A 17,336-nucleotide genomic window follows, 5' to 3' on the forward strand; every position below is an offset into this window, starting at 1 on the left:
CACCCTATTTCCGCATTTTAATAAAGGAATTTTATGGCTGATTCTCATTCCCGTGAAGGCCGCTCACAGCGCGGCTTTAAGTCTCGTGACGACCGCCGTCAAGGTGGTGAACGGGGACGCCGTGGTGAGAGCTCATGGGGACGTAACGACCGTCATGAGGGAAATGATCGACGTACTGGAAGCTCGAATGCTGGACGTCGAGAAGGCTATGGACGCCGTCGGGATGAGAACGACCGTAAGTCCGGACGCCCCTTCGATAGAGATCGCAGGGAGCGTTTTGATGATCGCGGTAAACGAGGCGATGACCGTCGCGAGGATCGTCGTCAAGGTGCCCGTTGGGATGACGATAAGCGGGGCCCTCGTCGGGATGATCGTCGTAAAGACTGGAACGGTGAGCGCAATGGAGAACGCCGACGAGGCGGACGTCCAGAGTATCGCCGTGGGGATGGGGAGCGTTCTGATCGACCACGTAATGATCGCGGTCGTGATGGTGAACGTCGTCATTCACAACGCGGTGGAGCTGACCGTGATAAACAACACCGTGGTCCAATTCGTCCCGGCTACCGTGAAGAACGCATTAATAATCGTGTGAATGAACCGGATTTGCCGGACGATATTGACATACGCGATCTGGATCCTATGGTATTGCAGGATCTTAAGGTCCTAGCCAAGGATAATGCGAATGCAGTAGCTAAGCACATGATTATGGCTGCTACATGGATGGCAGATGACGCGCAGCTCGCCTTGAATCATGCGCGTGCTGCCAAAGATCGTGCTGGCCGCATAGCGGTTGTTCGTGAGACATGTGGCATTGCTGCTTATCATGCAGGAGAGTGGAAAGAAGCCCTTGCTGAGCTACGTGCTGCGCGTCGTATGAGCGGAGGTCCTGGCCTCATTGCGGTTATGGCTGACTGCGAGAGGGGATTAGGTCGTCCAGAAAAGGCTATCGAGCTCGCTCGTGATGAGGACCCAGCATCCTTAGATCCGGAAACCCGGATTGAGCTTGCAATCGTAGTAGCAGGAGCCCGTTTAGACTTAGGGCAGCCTGATTCTGCGGTAGTCATCTTGCAACGTGAGAACCCTGATGCTGCTGCAACCGGATTAGGCGCAGTGCGCTTGTCCTACGCATATGCAGATGCGTTGCTAGCTGCTGGGAGAAAAGATGATGCCCTAGAGTGGTTTGCTATTGCAGAAAAACAAGATGTGGATGGTTACACTGACGCAAGCGAACGTTTGCAGGAGCTCTCTTAATCTCTAATTATTTGCTTCTACCAACGTGAACTAAGCTGGAGAGCATGTCTTTACTCCAGCATCATGATGCTCTGTTCTTTGACCTTGACGGAACCGTCTGGGAAGGAGGCAGGGCATTGCCAATGGCGGTGGAGGCGTTTGAGAAGAACACGCTGCCCGTAGCGTTTATCACGAACAATGCGTCTCGTGGGCCTGGCGTTGTGGCCGAGATGCTTCAGAAAATCGGCATCGCTGCTTGCCCGGAGGACGTGTTGACCTCCGCACAAGCAGCGATTGACCTTGCAGCGGAATACCTGCAGCCTGGCGATACGGTGTATGTGCTTGGAACGGACTCCTTTAAAGGCTTAGCACGAAACGCTGGTTATACAGTGGCAGTGTCCGCTGATGAAAAGCCGCGTGCTGTGTTTCACGGACATAATCCTGAAACCGGATGGGCAGAACTTTCCGAGGCCGCAATGTCTATCCGGAACGGTGCTCGCTACTTTGCATCGAATTTAGACTCGACGCTACCGACGGAGCGCGGACTGTGCGTGGGAAATGGCTCAATGGTTGCGGCTATTGTCAATGCAACAGGCGTGCATCCTGTTTCTGCTGGAAAACCAGGCGCTGCGATGTTCAACGTGGCAGCTCAACGTTTGGGAGTGTCTGCGCCATTAGCTATTGGTGACCGCCTCAATACGGATATTGCGGGAGGCGTAGCTGCAGATATGGCGACGCTTCATGTAATGACTGGCGTGTCCCGGCATTGGGATCTGTTGCGGGCTATCCCTTGTGAACGGCCAACATATCTAGGATTAAATTTATCCGATTTGTTTGCATCTCCTAGTAAGCTTCTGCCTGGTAGTCAAGGTGATTTTCACGCTGAGTGGCGTGAGAATGATATTGAGCTAAGCGGCGGAACGCCGACCGCAACATCCATGGAAGCGTTGCGTACGGTAGCCGGTATTGCTTGGGAGCGCGAGGCTTGGACTGGAAAGCTACTTACCCGTGGGGAGCATGCTAAGCGCGTGATCCTAGATTGGGAGTGATAAATCATGGAGACACCGAAACCCCACGACCCTCGTCTACAGGGGGTAACCCCAGGCGAGGTGAAGAGCGAATTAGAGAAAATATTATCTGAGACCCCGAGTGATCTCGCAGCAGAATCTGAACTTTTAGCTCGTGCGCATGAAGTCCTTCACAGTGCGCTTCAGTAATTTTTACCGTAGGAAGGTTTGACTGTAAGTGGCTTCTCGAAAACGCCTTGATGCTGAGTTGGTGCGCCGCAAAATTGCGCGCTCGCGTGAGCATGCTGTGGATATGATTCGTGGTGGACAAGTGTACGTCCAGGGAATACTCGCAACTAAGCCAGCGACGCAAGTAGAACCAGAAGTGTCAATACGGGTTGAAGAATCAGCTATCGACGATTGGGCATCGCGTGGTGCTCATAAGTTGCTTGGAGCTCTTGAGGCTTTTCAACCCAAAGGGTTAGTCGTTGAAGGCAAGAAAGCTTTGGACGCAGGGGCGTCAACAGGAGGTTTCACCGATGTGCTTTTGCGTCGTAAAGCCTCTCAAGTTGTAGCGGTTGACGTTGGATACGGCCAGCTCATATGGCGTTTGCAAAATGATGATCGCGTTCTTGTTCTGGATCGTACAAATATACGAAACCTTGACTTAGAAGCCACCCAAGGACCATGTGATTTGATGGTCGGAGATCTTTCCTTCATCTCTCTCAAACTCACGCTGCCGGCAATTGTGGAATGCCTTGCTGATGGTGCGGACTTAATCCCCATGGTCAAGCCGCAGTTTGAAGTTGGAAAGCAACGCCTGGGTAGCGGCGGTGTGGTGCGTGATCCGCAGCTGCGAGAAGACGTGACGGTGGAAGTCGCTGAGTTTGCGCAAAACTTGGGGCTGAGCTTACTGGGCGCAGTGGCATCGCCGCTACCTGGCCCATCGGGAAATGTTGAATTCTTCTTATGGCTAAGAAAAGATGGCGGTAAGGCGGCAGCCGACCCAGATACTCTCCGTGCAATGGTTCATAAGGCTGTTATGGAAGGACCTCAATGAATCTGCTTCATAGCCCTGAAAAACGGCTTATTTTGCTCGTGCCGCATACAGGCCGTGATTCTAATGTGGCCACGGCGGCTCTTGCTGCTGAGCTTCTCGACGACGCCGGGATTGCAGTTCGTATTCTGGTCCCTGAGTCAGACACCACGGTGTCCAGTCATCCAGTTCTTAGCCAATTTGAAAGAGTGACGCATTCCTTAGATGCAACAAATGGTGTAGAGCTTATTTTGGTTCTAGGAGGTGACGGGACCTTTTTACGGGCGGCTGATTTGGCCCACGCTGCTGATCTACCTGTCCTTGGGATCAATCTCGGACATGTTGGTTTTCTTGCTGAATGGGAGAAAGACTCGCTTGATGAGGCGGTGCACCGTGTTATGAAAGGTGACTATCGCGTCGAAGAACGAATGACGCTGGATGTTGAGGTGCGTGATCAAGAGGGCAACCTTTTAGAGCGGGGATGGGCGCTTAATGAGGTCAGTATTGAAAATACCAATAGACGTGGTGTGCTTGATGCAACGCTAGAAGTAGACGAGCGTCCCGTGAGCTCTTTTGGATGCGATGGTGTGATTGTCTCGACCCCAACGGGGTCCACTGCTTATGCGTTCTCTGCTGGTGGTCCTGTTCTGTGGCCGGAACTGGACGCAATCGTGGTGGTGCCTAACAATGCGCATGCACTCTTTACTAAGCCTTTGGTTGTTAGTCCACACTCGTTGGTTGCTGTGGAATCCAAGCCACATTCTTTTCCTGCAATGGCGGTAATGGACGGTTTCCGATCAATCGCAATGCCACCGGGCGCGCGAACGGAAGCGCGCAAAGGACAACGTTCTGTTAAATGGGTGCGATTAGATAATCTGCCTTTTGCGGATCGTTTGGTATCTAAGCTGAGACTTCCTGTTGAGGGATGGCGTGGACCATCAAATGCTCGGTTGTCAGAAAAGAATTGCTCTGATTCTTAAAAGATTCACCCCATATAGTAGAACGGGTGTTCGCATAATGTGGGCTGTCTGATGTAGTATGTGAGCATGCTTGCAGACATTGCCATTGAAAACCTTGGCGCTATTCCTCACGCTTCGCTTGAGCTGAGCGGAGGACTGACCGTCCTTACAGGTGAGACCGGCGCGGGTAAAACAATGGTTGTTACTGGCTTAAGGCTGCTGACGGGTGGCCGTGCTGACGCGCAGCGCGTGCGTTCAGGTGCAGCGCGTGCCGCAGTAGAGGGGCGCTTTACCCTGGATGGTGTCAGTGGAGCTATCGCAGACCACGGTCGTGAGATTGTTTCCTCCGTTGGCGGGGTGCTGGACGAAAATGGGGAAATCATTGCATCGCGTACCGTGAGCGCTCAGGGGCGCTCAAAAGCATACTTGGGTGGCCGGGCTGTGCCAGCTGCGAGCCTTTCGGATTTTTCTGCAGAACTCCTCACCATTCATGGGCAAAATGACCAGTTAAGGCTTCTTAATTCGGACCGGCAACGGGAGGCTTTAGATCGCTTTGACCCAGCTATATCTCCTTTGCTGGAGGAATGCTCTCATGCTTTTAAAAACTGGCGGAAGCTCGATAAGGATTATCGGGAGCGCCTCAAATCACGGATGGAACTCGCTCAGGAGGTAGATCGCCTGGAGTTTGCCATCAAAGAGATTTCCGATATTGATCCGCAGCCTGGGGAAGATGCTGAAATCCAATCCCTCATCCGCAGATTGCAAGATGTAGACGAGTTGAGGGAGCAAGCCACTACTGCGTTGGGGGCTATCGACGGCACAGAAGCCCTGAGTGAGTTTGGAGGTTTTTCCGATGGTGATGGTGGTGCTGCCTCTGACCTTGTAGGGCAAGCTTTTTCTGCAGTGCAGAATAGCTCAGATCCAGTGTTAAGAGGAATCGCTGAGCAACTTGGGCAAGTCACCACAATTCTTGCGGAGCTATCGGGGGAACTAGGAAAATACTTGGGTGAGTTACCCATGGATGCAGACCAGTTGGAACAGTCTCTCCAGCGTCAGCAAGCACTGAAATCTCTCACCCGTAAATACGCTCCTGATATTGAAGGAGTGTTGCGATGGCGGGTGAAAGCTGAAGAAAAGTTGGAGTCTATTGACGTTTCACCGGAGGCGTTAGAGGAACTTAAACGCTCAGTGTCTCGTGCAGCCAAGAAACTTGATGCCGTTAATAAAAAGCTTTCTCAAGCTAGAGCTAAAGCAGCTAAAAACCTGAGTCTTAAAGTCACAGAAGAAATACAAGGTTTGGCTATGCCCAAGGCTGTTTTCTCGGTGGATATTCAGCGTTCTGAGCCTAGTGCGCATGGTACGGATTCGATTGAGTTTCGATTGGCTCCAAATGCTCATACTGAGCCTCGGCCGCTTGCGTCCTCTGCGTCTGGTGGAGAGTTGTCCCGCGTGATGCTGGCATTGGAGGTGATTCTTTCTGCAGGGGCGAGGGGAACAACTCTTGTTTTTGATGAGGTCGATGCCGGCGTGGGTGGTCGCGCGGCCGTAGAGATCGGACGTCGATTAGCAAGGCTTGCTCAATGGAATCAGGTTATTGTGGTCACCCACCTAGCTCAGGTAGCCGCTTATGCAGATACACACTTACATGTAGCTAAAAACGTAGGCGATACTTCTGTCGCCTCCGGGGTTGAAGATCTTAGCGATGAGCGTCGGGTGGAAGAACTCTCTCGTATGCTTGCAGGTTTGGAAGACACTGAAAGTGGTCGGGCGCATGCTGCAGAACTATTGGATAAGGCTCGGTCAGAGATCAAAGAGTGGCGGACCTAAAGAGAAATAAGTGTAAGAAAAGATCGTATTTCTTCCCTTATTCTTTGATAATCTTCCGCGCGCCTCACCAGGTTGAGCAGTTTTCATTGGACAATGCAACCCATGAGTCTGTTCTCTCGATCCGCTGACCTTCCGGGCCTTCATGCAGTGACACGCGACTGCTCGTCGCGAGGAAAAGGCTTTAGACGTCTAAGTAAAGGGGACATCGCAGTTATTGATGCCCCTGATATTTCTCGTCCTTTAGCCCAAGAGCTGATAGAAGCGAAACCTGCAGCTGTTGTGAATACCGGGCAGTTTTCTACTGGAGTTATTCCGAATTTCGGGCCGCAGATGCTGCTTGATGCCGGGATCCTTCTCGTCGAAGGCGTCGGCGTAGATATCTGGACGACTCTTAAAGACGGAAAGAAAGCTCGGCTAACACAGGAAGGCCAGCTTTTTTATGGTGAAAAGCTCATCGCTTCAGGATCTGTCCTTGATGACGCACGTGCAGAGGCTCAATTTGTTGATGCACAGCAGTCGCTCGTGGAACGGATGGAAGCATATTTTGGCAACACCATTCAATTTATTCATGCTGAAGCTCCGCTACTCATTGACGGCTTAGGGGTGCCGGACACCGGGGCAAATCTGCGCGGCAAGAAAGTCCTTGTAGTAAGCCCTGGTCCGCAGCACCGTGGACAGGTTAAAAATCTACGTAACTTTATCCGTGAGTATGAACCAGTATTGATCGGTGTTGATTCTGCCGCAGATACACTCGTGGAGCTTGGATATAAACCTGACTATATAGTCGGCGATCCTTCAGGCGTGGGGGCAGAAGCCTTAAGAAGCGGTGCGCGTGTCATACTGCCGGCTGAGCCGGATGGTCATGCCTTGGGTCTGGAGCGTATCCAAGATTTAGGCATTGGTGCGATGACTTTCCCTACCTCGGTAGATACTGCTACTGACTTGGCACTCTTGCTTGCAGACTTCCATGGTGCGGACTTGATCGTTAATTGTGGGGCTCATTTTGACCTGGAGTCGATCTTCTCTGAGCGTGCGTATGCTACGCCAGCTGCGCTCCTTACGCGGGTAAAGATTGGTGCGCGACTTGTAGACTCCGAGGCCATTGAGAAGCTTTACACAGTTCGCGCTGGTGGAAGTATTGCTTGGTTGTGGGCGATACTCGGGATTTTGGTGGCTATTGCTGTAGTTGTTGTTATTGCAGGCACAGCCGGTGATGGGAGTTTTACGCAAAACCTCATTGATACGTGGAATAACATTGCCTTGGCTTTCCAAGGGTTGTTTAAATAGCTCCTAGGAGGAAAGCAGAATATGGCACGAAAATCTGGTCATTCGGCGGCGGTTACCGCAGGTCTTGCCTTCGGCTTAGCTATAGGGCTGGGTTTGGGCACCTATGTCCTGTCACCGAATTTGTCGGGCGGAAGTAGTCACCAGCGGCTCACTTTGGAAAAAGAACGCGATGAGGCTCGTGAGCGCGCGGATATTCAAGCAGCACAAGCAAGTAGCGCAGACCACTTTGTGGACAAACTAGCAGCGTCGGTTTTGCCTGACACGCTTAAGGAACGTCCTATTCTTATGATTCGGACTGCTGATTCTTCGGACGAGGATGCGAAGGCTCTAAGCGAGGATCTTAAGAGGGCTGGTGCGATTAATTCCGGAACCATCTCGTTGACTGAAAAGTTTTTTGCGCAGGATGGAGCGGATGGTCTAAAAAATATTGTTTCTACCGTCTTGCCAGCTGGCGCTCAACTGTCCACAGACAAGCTTGACCCGGGCACGCATGCTGGTGAGGTGCTAGGAAGCGCTTTGACGCTGAACCCGCAAGACGCTAAAGAACAAGCGACTCGTGATGAGCGAAGCTTGGTTCTCAACGCGCTGAGGGAGGGCGGTTACCTTTCCTATGAAGAAGGCACGATTTTACCTGCTCAAGCTGTTGTTGTTCTCGGTGGAGATAGCGACGGTGTCGGAGCGGATTTCACAGTGAAAAACCAAGTGTCCTTTGTAGAAGCGCTTGATTCGCGTGGTTCCGGTGTTGTGTTTGCAGGCCGAATTCATATGGCGGCAGACAGCGGGGCATTAGGGAAATTGCGTGCTAATAAAAAAGCTGCCTCCCAGGTTTCTTCGGTAGATTCTATTGATCGTTCCTGGGGGAAGATTGCTACCGTCTTAGCTCTTAAAGAGCAGCTTTCCGGTGGTGCTGGAGCCTATGGAGCTGCAGGAAACGCTGATGCCACGGCGCCAGCGCCGAACGAAGACAAACAATAAGCATTGTGGCGCGTAGTAGTCTGCACGCTGATACGCGTGCATGCTATTAAAGTTGAGCATTATGACTCACCGTTTTACTGTTACCAGCTCTGAGTTGCTTATCGACGCACCGATTCTGGCGGTTCGTCGAGATTCCGTTACTATGCCTCATAATTCCAGTGCTCAGCGTGAGATTGTTGAGCACTTTGGGGCAGTCGCAGTTGTTGCTGTTCAAGATCAAAATATTGCGATGGTGAAGCAATATCGGCACAGCGTTGGCCGCCGGTTATGGGAGCTTCCGGCTGGTTTACTCGACGTTGCAGATGAACCGCCCCTTGACGCAGCGCAGCGTGAACTGATGGAAGAAGCCGGCCTTGTTGCGACTGATTGGGAAATTTTAGTTGATCTAGTCACGAGCCCGGGGTTTTGTGACGAGGCAGTTCGTGTGTACCTTGCGCAAGACCTAGCACAAGTGGAACGCCCCGAAGCTCAGGATGAAGAAGCTGACATGGCTTTGGAGTGGATACCACTCGCAGAGGCAGTCAATATGGTCTTTGCCGGAGACATTGTTAATTCGATCGCGGTCTCCGGGATTTTAGCCCTGCAAGCACATCGTACAGATCCTCAGGTTCTCAGAGACCCAGTTCAGCCTTTTGGTCTGCGTCCTACCCGGTTAGCTGAACGCAGAAAAGGTGCTGTTGAAAATCGCGACCTGAAAACTTCTTCATGACGTCGCCCAAGACAGCCGCCGATCGCTGGTTAACGCATTTAGCCATCGAACGAGGAGTCAGCGCTAACACCCTGAGTAACTATCGACGCGATGTGCAGCGGTATCTTGATTGGATCGCACATCGCGGCATCGATGATCTGAGCACTGTGACCTCGCGAGATATTGAGTCCTATGTTCTTGACCTACGGCGAGGAGACCCGGATACGGGTAGGCCGCCTTTGGCTGCTTCGTCGACAGGCCGTGCGCTTGTAGTTGCGCGGGGGCTTCATAAGTTTGCGTTGATGGAGGGGCTGATATCCGTTGACGTAGCTGGCGAGGTTTCTCCTCCATCGACTGGGCGGCATCTGCCGGATACACTGTCAATCGCAGAAATGGATGAGCTTATCGCTGCAATTCCTACGGACGAGGTAGCTACCCCTGAGGATCTACGTGATGCCGCATTGATCGAACTGCTCTACGGCACTGGTGCTCGTATATCAGAAATCATGAATCTCACAGTGGATGAAGTGATGGTGCTGGAAGAGACAGAAGGCATGTTGCGGATTGTAGGAAAAGGGGATAAGCATCGTGTCGTTCCTGTTGGCTCGATGGCACAGAAAGCGTTACAACGCTACCTCGTACGGTCGCGGCCACAGCTGGCAAAAGGAAAGAGCCACGCGCTCTTTTTGAATAAACGTGGTGGGGCCTTATCTAGGCAAAGCGCGTGGCAAATACTCAAGAATTCTGCTCGGAGAGCCGGAATACACAAAGATATTTCGCCTCATACGTTACGCCACAGCTATGCATCGCATCTTCTTGAAGGCGGTGCGGATGTTCGTGTTGTTCAAGAACTTTTGGGACATTCATCCGTTACCACCACACAAATTTATACGCACGTAACGGCAGATAATTTGCGTAATGTATGGGCGCAGTCGCATCCTAGGGCTTAAACTATCCTTCTTTAGTCAAGGTTTTTGGCTTGAATTTCTGGAATGCTCCCAGGGGGATCGGCGCGTCTTGCGGAGGTTACACAAGAACTTTCTTCAGACGGTTAATATCAACAGTGTAATTTAGGTTGTAGTCTCGCCGAGGATGATAAAGCCCGACTGACGTTGGGGCATATGGTGGGGTGAGAACGGGAAGTAAGAGTCGTCGACTGTCAAGGAAGTGGAATAGACATGAGTGATTCGGGACTGTTCGATACATCAGACTCGAAAATGGGGCTCACTGGGCGTCCGCTCCAAGAGTTTCCTGATCCCACGCCTTTGCAAAAACATGGACCCGCCAAGATTATTTCCATGTGCAACCAAAAAGGCGGCGTGGGCAAGACTACTTCCACAATCAACCTGGGTGCTTGCCTGGCTGAACTAGGGCGAAAAGTTCTACTCGTAGACCTTGACCCGCAGGGGGCTTTATCTGCGGGATTGAGTATTCCGTATGAGGAACTAGATATTACGGTTTACAACCTCTTGGTAGACAAACATACATCGATTCACCAGGCGATTCACCACACATCCATTCCTGGTCTTGACTTAGTTCCGGCGAATATTGATCTGTCCGCGGCGGAGATTCAACTTGTCAATGAGGTTGGTAGGGAACAAACGCTAGCTCGCGCTTTGCGCCCTGTGGTGAAGGATTATGACTACATCATTTTGGATTGCCAGCCATCTTTGGGACTTCTGACGGTTAATGCGTTGACCTGTTCCCATGGCGTGATTATTCCTATGGAATGCGAGTATTTCTCGTTGCGCGGGCTTGCTTTGCTTACCGATACTGTAGAAAAAGTGCGCGACCGTCTTAACTTTAACCTGGACATCGTGGGCATCTTGGTCACAATGTTCGATCGACGCACCACGCATGCTCGCGAGGTAATGTCACGGGTCGTGGAAGTTTTCGATGATCGCGTCTTTGACACCGTGATTACCCGGACGGTTCGGTTCCCAGAGACTTCTGTGGCTGGTGAGCCCATCATTACTTGGGCTCCGAGCTCACAAGGGGCCCAACAGTACCGGCAGCTTGCTCGTGAAGTCATCGAGCGCACAAGCTAGCACTTAGAACGTGGCGGCATCACGTATCCCGGATAATCAACCAGAAATTACTGGTTTTAGGATTGTCCTCAACAATTTTGAAGGCCCCTTTGATCTTCTTCTGCAACTGATCAGTGCTAAAAAGATGGATGTGACCGACGTTGCATTATCTAAGGTAACGGATGAATTTGTTGCATACACTCGCCAACTTGGAGAGTATTCTGAGCTTGATGAGGTAACTGAATTTTTGGTGGTTGCGGCCACGTTATTAGACCTGAAGACCGCCCGTCTTCTTCCTAGGGGCGAAATGGAGAGCGAAGAAGACCTAGCGCTCTTGGAATCTCGTGATCTTCTTTTTGCGCGATTATTGCAATACCAGGCGTATAAACAAGTCGCCGATATTTTTGCGTCGTGGCAGCGGGATGCACGTCGTAGATTTCCACGGGCAGTTGCTATGGAGGAACAATTTGCTAGTTTACTGCCCCCGGTAGTTCTGGGACATACTCCTGACACTTTTAGCCAGCTTGCGGCAAGTGTTTTTAGGCCTAAACCGCCAGAGACCGTTGCCACGGAGCACATTCATCAAGTAGCTGTCTCTGTGCCTGAACAAGCAGGAAAAATTCTGGATACGTTGCGTGTAGCAGGTAAAGACGAATGGGTTTCCTTTCTTACTTTGACGCAAGATTGCACAGCTTCGATGCACATAGTGGGAAGATTCTTAGCTCTTTTAGAACTTTACAAAGCTCAAGCAGTGAGTGTTGTACAAGAGGAATCTTTAGCTGAATTGTCAGTGGCATGGACTGGACTAGAAGTGGACCCTGCGGTAGTTGCGTCAAGCAACTGGGAATAGTTATTGAGGAACAAACCAAGTTTTTTTAGCGTGCCGCTAAAGCTCAAGAGTTACTGCGACGGGGGTAGTAATGGCTAGTTTCTGGCGAACGATTACTATCGGGAAACGAGTATTTGCTTATTAGTGTCGGCGAGAGGGATAAAACTCGTGAGCGTAGTTGTGGTATCTGGATTGGCTACAGGTGTAGGCAAAACCACCGCGACGGCAGCGATCGTTCAGATTCTTCGGGAAAAGGGGAGAGACGTTGTTCCCGTTAAAGTCGCTCGCTTAGGAACGTCAGTTGCTGGAGCGGATATTGGCACAATCGAAAAGCTCACAGGTATTCGCGGCGAAGATTTTTCTTCTGAAGAAGATCCGCTGGCAAAAGTTCGGGAACTTTCAGACACGGGAGTTACCGTGGTGCTTGAAGGTTCTGGCGGGCTTAGCGTTCCGTTATTAAACGGTAAAACGATTGCAGATATTGCCGCAGAGTTAAATGCCCCCATGATCGTGGTTTCAGGAATGGCCGCGGGGGCAGTGGGGCTTGCCGTGCAAGCGGTGGCTTTTGCGCGTGCTTGTGGTGCTCGTGTGGCTGGCCTATTGGGCGGGAAATTGCCTTCGGGAGCTGATCTGCGCACGCGTTTGACTCTTGTGGAAGTATCCCGTGCAACAGGCGTGCCATTTTTGGGAAGTCTCAACGACGGTGTTGGTTCTTTGGGATCTGAGCAGTTTGCCCAGGCACTTTCAACGATTTTTCTTCCTAAAGATTGGTAAACACGGAACCATTGAACAAAATGTGCGAGGAAGTTATCGAGCACAATCCCTATTAGGGCGTCACTTTTGAAAGTTTGTGCGCGGCCACCCACGTGCATAACCCGATGCATATTGCCAAGGATCCACACGCAAAGAAGTAGATCCTCTCGGCGGAGGCAGATTCCGAGTCATAGTAGGCGGAGATACTTCCGGCAAGCGCGGTTCCTATGGACATCGTAAGGAAGTACAGCGCGGAAAATTGGGTGCGATAGGAGGTCGGTGCATGCTTTGCTGTGGCTGCCATTCCTATAGGACCTGCGAATAACTCGCCTATTGCGGTGATGAGGATGCTCAAAGCAAGTACGAGAAGCGGCGTGGAATTGGGTCCACCGCCCGCAAAGGGGATGAGTACAAGGAAACCGGAACCTCCGACGATAACGCCGATAGAGATTTTGGTAGCTGCCGTGGGACCTCGGGATCCAAGCTTTGCCCACAGGTAAGCGAGGGGAATGGAAAGCGTAAGAACGAAGATAGGATTCAGTGACTGCGTCCACGCAGCGGGGAATTCAAAGCCAGCAATCGTGCGATTGAGCCGAACATCGGAGTACACGGCTAGAACACCATATGTCTGATTCATAATGGCCCAGAAAGCCACCGAAGCACAGAAGATGGGGACGTAATGAAGAATGCTGTGGCGTTCCTGCCGGGTGGTATGCGGGGAGCGGAACATAGTAACCATAAGGAAAATAGCTGCGGTGATAGTAATGCCGAGAAGAAAATGGGCAAGCGAAGCTGCTGCGAAGACCCCCATGGCTATAGCAAGCACCACCACTATGAGGGCCAATATCCCCAAAGACGTGATCGTGAGTGCTGTCCGTCTAGTCACCGGATGCGCTGGAGATTGCACAGATTGTCGGGATTCTTCACTCATTTCTTCTAGCGCACGGCTTCGTAGAGCCACATATACTCCCATACCGATAATCATGAGGAGAGCCGCAGCTAGGAAACCCGCGTGGAAGGAGTAGGTAAGTGCTAGCCATCCTGTAAGCAGTGGTCCTGCTACTGCCGCTACTTGAATTCCTAGGTAGAAGAATTGGAATCCGGTCTCGCGCTGTGCGTCGCTGTGGGAGTCTTGCCTGTAGACAGTCCCAAGAACTGTAATTGCCGCTGTTTTTAAAAATCCTGACCCTAGCGCTATGAGTGTTAAACCAGTTGCTAGCCCCGGGATGGGGTGGATTAGGGACAGTATTAGGTGTCCGATGACAAGAAGCGATGCTCCTAGGAAAAGGGTTTTTTCTGCGCCTAGGACTCTGTCACCCACCCATCCTCCTGCAAAGGTGCACAGGTAAACAAGGGCACCGTAGGCCCCGATAAGTGCAGTGGCCTCGGGTTTTGCTAAGCCTAGTCCGCCGTTACTGGTTGTGTAATACAGGTAGTAACCAAGGATGGCCTGCATGCCATAAAAGCTGAAACGTTCCCAGGCTTCGATGCTGATAATCGAGCGAACCACGATGGGGTGATGCCAAAAGTCACTTTTATGCACAGTTGAACGTTGTTCAAGATGGGTCATAATATGCATTATGACGTGTAACGCCCAGAAAATGGTGTTAAACGCAAAAAAATTGATTTTTGTTCTCAAACTCTAAATCCAGACGAGAAGCGTGGGACTGTGAATCCATTCGAGCAGCAAGTTCACTTTGACCAAGACCATATTTGGCACCCATATAGTGCGATGCCAGCGCCTATAGCGCCGCAGCTTGTTACGTCCACAGAAGGCGTTTATCTCACGCTAAGCGATGGTTCTAAGCTTATCGACGCCATGAGCTCCTGGTGGGCAGCAGCTTTTGGGCATGGACACCCAAAGCTCAAGGAAGTGGCGCATCAACAGATTGAGACAATGAGTCATGTGATGTTTGGCGGGATCACACATTCGCCTGCAATCGATCTCGCTCAGAAGCTGGTAAGCATTACTGATGAGGGGTTAGAAAAGGTCTTCTTTTCAGACTCTGGGTCTGTCGCGGTAGAAGTGGCCATGAAGATGGCGTACCAATACCAGCGAGGCATCGGGCATCCAGAACGTCATCGTTTGCTTACGTGGCGGGGTGGTTACCATGGTGATACCTTCGCAACAATGAGTGTGTGCGATCCCACCGGAGGAATGCACTCAATGTGGGCAGATAGGGTTGCTTCCAATGACTTTGTACCAGCTCCGCCAATGCGTGGGGCGTCGAGAAGCAACGTTGAGCAGTATCTGGACACTCTAGAATCTCATGTCAATAGTTCGACAGCTGGGATTATTATTGAGCCTATAGTGCAGGGCGCTGGAGGGATGCGTTTCCATGATGAGTCCCTGATCCGAGGTATCCGCGATATTTGCGATAGGCACGACCTGGTTTTTATCGCTGATGAAATAGCTACTGGCTTTGGTCGGACTGGAGAAATATTTGCCACGACGGGTGCGGGTGCTACTCCGGATATTTTGTGTGTTGGCAAGGCCCTGACCGGAGGATTCATGTCCTTGGCTGCAACGATCACAACAGAGCGGATTGCCGCAGCGATTAACACACCAGGCGGTGGGGGTGCGTTGATGCACGGGCCAACTTTTATGGCTAATCCTTTGGCTTGTTCAGTTGCTTCCGCCGCCCTTGAACTGGTGATTGAGGGGACATGGCGGAAACGAGTCCCAGAGATTGAGCAAGGGCTTCTTAAGGGACTCTCGCCACTGAAAGGATCTCCTACCGTTGCCGATGTCCGTGTGCTCGGTGCAATTGGAGTGGTGGAGATGAAAGAACCAGTGGATATGCGAGTGGCTACGGAAACCGCAGTAGCTGCAGGAGTGTGGTTGAGACCATTCGGGCGTCTGGTCTATACGATGCCTCCGTTTATAGCTACCGATAGACACATCGATAGCATCTGCGAGGCCGTCACAGCCGTGGTCAGCGCTGAACAGCGTCGCTTGTGTGCCTAGAAGTACTCGCTTAGTTTTCACAGAATTGGAGTATCATGCCCATCCTAGCTATTACAGGAACAAATACTGATGTCGGAAAAACCATCGCAACTGCGGCTCTCGCCTTGCACGCAGCGACCTTGGGCTTCGAGGTGGTTCCCGTCAAACCAGTTCAGACCGGTGAACCACTGGGAAGCGGAGACATAGAAACCGTAGAAAAACTGGCCGGTGTGGCTGGAATTGAATTTGTACGTTATCCGGAGCCCTTGGCACCTAATCTTGCGGCTAAGCGAGCGGGGATGCACCAACTGGATCTTGATGTGTTGGTGGACAAGATTAGGGATCTCGACGCGCCACATCGGCTTGTTCTTGTAGAAGGCGCTGGCGGACTATTGGTCCGACTTGCGGATGAGATCACGCTGGCAGACGTGGCCGTAGCGCTAGGAGCACCCCTTGTTGTGGTTACGAGTCTTAGCTTGGGGTCGCTCAACATGGCGGAGCTTACTGTTGAAGCAGCTCGACGTCGAGGACTGCATGTTGCTGGACTTATTGGCGGAAGCTTACCTGCACAACCGGATTTAGCTACTCGACTTAACCTGGATGAGATGAGCGCCGTGACAGGTGTGCCCTTGTGGGCATGTCTTCCAGAAGGTGCAGGAAGAATGTCTCCCGAAGAGTTTGCCCAGGTTGTCTCCTCACTGGGGTTGCCGGACTTGCGTTCGAGGCTTTCACAACAGAATGTTTAGGCAGCTGCACATGCTTGTATGATTTCTCCCGTCGGATTAGCCAGCAGCAGATTAATGTGGTGGAGAGAAAAGAGCAGGTGCGGTACCGGCTTGAGAAAGACATCCACTGGATCAACAAAAGAGGCAGATATGAGCACCGAATATTCGGAAAATACTGGAACAGATGATGCTTTGGCTGCTTCTTTCGCTCATCGAGAGGGTGGATTTGGGCTAATCCCTCAGCTGCGTTCTCGTATCGAATCAATCCTTTTAGTCGTTGATTCCCCCGTGAGCGTGGAAGCTTTGTCGCGGGCGCTTAACGTTGATTCTGCGATGGTGCAGGAGACTATTCAAGAGATATCTACGGAATTTCGTCATAGGGGCAGCGGAATGGAATTGCGTGAGTCTGAAGAGGGATGGCGTTTATATTCTGTTCGAGAAAACGCGGAAGTCGTAGAGAAGTTTTTATTGGATGGAACTCAGTCGCGGCTGTCACGAGCTGCTCTGGAAACGCTGGCGGTCGTAGCTTATCGACAACCTGCGACGCGTGCTCAAGTATCGGCAGTGCGAGGCGTTAACGTGGACGGAGTAATGCGGACTCTACAATTACGCGGGCTCATTAGAGAAGTCGATATGGGTGGTGATACTGCTGAAACCGGCAACGCTCACCATTATGAGACAACGGAGCTTTTTCTAGAACTTCTAGGTATCGATTCTCTTGACCGTTTACCAGAATTAGCCCCTCTTCTTCCTGATATGGACAGTATTGATGAGCTTCTTTAGAGCTTCAGGCAACGCCAAGATTAGCTAGTCTCGAGTTATTCGGCTAAGGTGGCCAGTGCTTTATAACCGCATACAATTTCTAACGATAGGACGTATCGTGACACGAACCGCTCGCCGAGATGGCACACCGGATAGAGCCCGTCGGGGCCGCGAAGACAACCGTGGCAGGCGCGGCGAAAGCCCCAAGCGCACAGAAACAAGCAGCCGAACAAACGGTAATCGCGCTGCACAAGGGGGACGTACCCGAGGCTCTGAGAGCCCTC

General features: G+C 51.6%; 16 protein-coding genes. 15 read left to right on the forward strand and 1 reads right to left on the reverse strand.

The annotated features are described in order from the left end of the window. Nucleotides 1-33: 33 nt before the first annotated feature. From CKV68_RS00620 to bioD (CKV68_RS00675), 12 genes are all read left to right on the forward strand, one after another. Nucleotides 34-1,251, forward strand: coding sequence for a hypothetical protein (locus CKV68_RS00620; RefSeq protein ID WP_095075399.1), 1,218 nt, complete (start codon nt 34-36; stop codon nt 1,249-1,251). A 44-nt stretch (nt 1,252-1,295) separates the two neighbouring features. Further along, a complete protein-coding gene (locus CKV68_RS00625; protein ID WP_095075400.1) occupies nt 1,296-2,279 on the forward strand; it encodes an HAD-IIA family hydrolase in 984 nt (327 codons plus the stop codon). A gap of 196 nt (nt 2,280-2,475) precedes the next feature. After that, nucleotides 2,476-3,297, forward strand: a complete 822-nt coding sequence (locus CKV68_RS00630) for a TlyA family RNA methyltransferase (protein WP_014525705.1) — start codon at nt 2,476-2,478, stop codon at nt 3,295-3,297. Next, complete coding sequence (locus tag CKV68_RS00635) at nt 3,294-4,253, forward strand: NAD kinase (protein ID WP_013911397.1); 960 nt, start codon at nt 3,294-3,296, stop codon at nt 4,251-4,253. Before CKV68_RS00630 ends, CKV68_RS00635 begins: the two co-directional genes overlap by 4 nt. 66 nt (nt 4,254-4,319) lie before the next feature. After that, a complete protein-coding gene (recN, locus tag CKV68_RS00640; protein ID WP_013911398.1) occupies nt 4,320-6,059 on the forward strand; it encodes a DNA repair protein RecN in 1,740 nt (579 codons plus the stop codon). Nucleotides 6,060-6,152: 93 nt separating this feature from the next. After that, on the forward strand, nt 6,153-7,346 hold the full coding sequence (gene steA, locus CKV68_RS00645; RefSeq protein ID WP_029975340.1) for a putative cytokinetic ring protein SteA: 1,194 nt from the start codon (nt 6,153-6,155) through the stop codon (nt 7,344-7,346). A gap of 21 nt (nt 7,347-7,367) precedes the next feature. After that, nucleotides 7,368-8,321 (forward strand): copper transporter, encoded by a 954-nt coding sequence (locus CKV68_RS00650; protein WP_013911400.1) that lies wholly within the window; start codon nt 7,368-7,370, stop codon nt 8,319-8,321. 40 nt (nt 8,322-8,361) lie between these two features. Then, complete coding sequence (locus CKV68_RS00655) at nt 8,362-9,030, forward strand: NUDIX domain-containing protein (RefSeq protein WP_038618349.1); 669 nt, start codon at nt 8,362-8,364, stop codon at nt 9,028-9,030. Then, nucleotides 9,027-9,959, forward strand: a complete 933-nt coding sequence (xerD, locus tag CKV68_RS00660; protein ID WP_014836322.1) for a site-specific tyrosine recombinase XerD — start codon at nt 9,027-9,029, stop codon at nt 9,957-9,959. The genes CKV68_RS00655 and xerD overlap by 4 nt, the downstream gene beginning before the upstream one ends. 228 nt (nt 9,960-10,187) lie before the next feature. Next, complete coding sequence (locus tag CKV68_RS00665) at nt 10,188-11,057, forward strand: ParA family protein (RefSeq protein WP_013911403.1); 870 nt, start codon at nt 10,188-10,190, stop codon at nt 11,055-11,057. Nucleotides 11,058-11,067: 10 nt separating this feature from the next. Next, nucleotides 11,068-11,886: a segregation and condensation protein A gene (locus CKV68_RS00670; RefSeq protein ID WP_013911404.1), complete on the forward strand. Its 819-nt coding sequence runs from the start codon at nt 11,068-11,070 to the stop codon at nt 11,884-11,886. Nucleotides 11,887-12,033: 147 nt separating this feature from the next. After that, nucleotides 12,034-12,639, forward strand: coding sequence for an ATP-dependent dethiobiotin synthetase BioD (bioD, locus tag CKV68_RS00675; RefSeq protein ID WP_014525712.1), 606 nt, complete (start codon nt 12,034-12,036; stop codon nt 12,637-12,639). A gap of 52 nt (nt 12,640-12,691) precedes the next feature. Here the strand turns inward: bioD (CKV68_RS00675) and CKV68_RS00680 are convergent, their stop codons facing one another. Then, a complete protein-coding gene (locus CKV68_RS00680; RefSeq protein WP_095076207.1) occupies nt 12,692-14,197 on the reverse strand; it encodes a peptide MFS transporter in 1,506 nt (501 codons plus the stop codon). A gap of 90 nt (nt 14,198-14,287) precedes the next feature. On the opposite strand from CKV68_RS00680, the gene CKV68_RS00685 reads away from it, so the two are divergent. The 3 genes from CKV68_RS00685 (at nt 14,288) to scpB (ending at nt 17,073) form a co-directional block, all read left to right on the forward strand. Further along, complete coding sequence (locus CKV68_RS00685; RefSeq protein ID WP_095075401.1) at nt 14,288-15,586, forward strand: adenosylmethionine--8-amino-7-oxononanoate transaminase; 1,299 nt, start codon at nt 14,288-14,290, stop codon at nt 15,584-15,586. A 35-nt stretch (nt 15,587-15,621) separates the two neighbouring features. Beyond that, complete coding sequence (bioD, locus tag CKV68_RS00690) at nt 15,622-16,311, forward strand: dethiobiotin synthase (protein WP_013911408.1); 690 nt, start codon at nt 15,622-15,624, stop codon at nt 16,309-16,311. A 129-nt stretch (nt 16,312-16,440) separates the two neighbouring features. Then, nucleotides 16,441-17,073, forward strand: a complete 633-nt coding sequence (scpB, locus tag CKV68_RS00695; RefSeq protein ID WP_013911409.1) for an SMC-Scp complex subunit ScpB — start codon at nt 16,441-16,443, stop codon at nt 17,071-17,073. Nucleotides 17,074-17,336: the final 263 nt, after the last annotated feature.

The sequence above is a fragment of the Corynebacterium ulcerans genome (genome assembly GCF_900187135.1).
Lineage (GTDB): Bacteria > Actinomycetota > Actinomycetes > Mycobacteriales > Mycobacteriaceae > Corynebacterium > Corynebacterium ulcerans.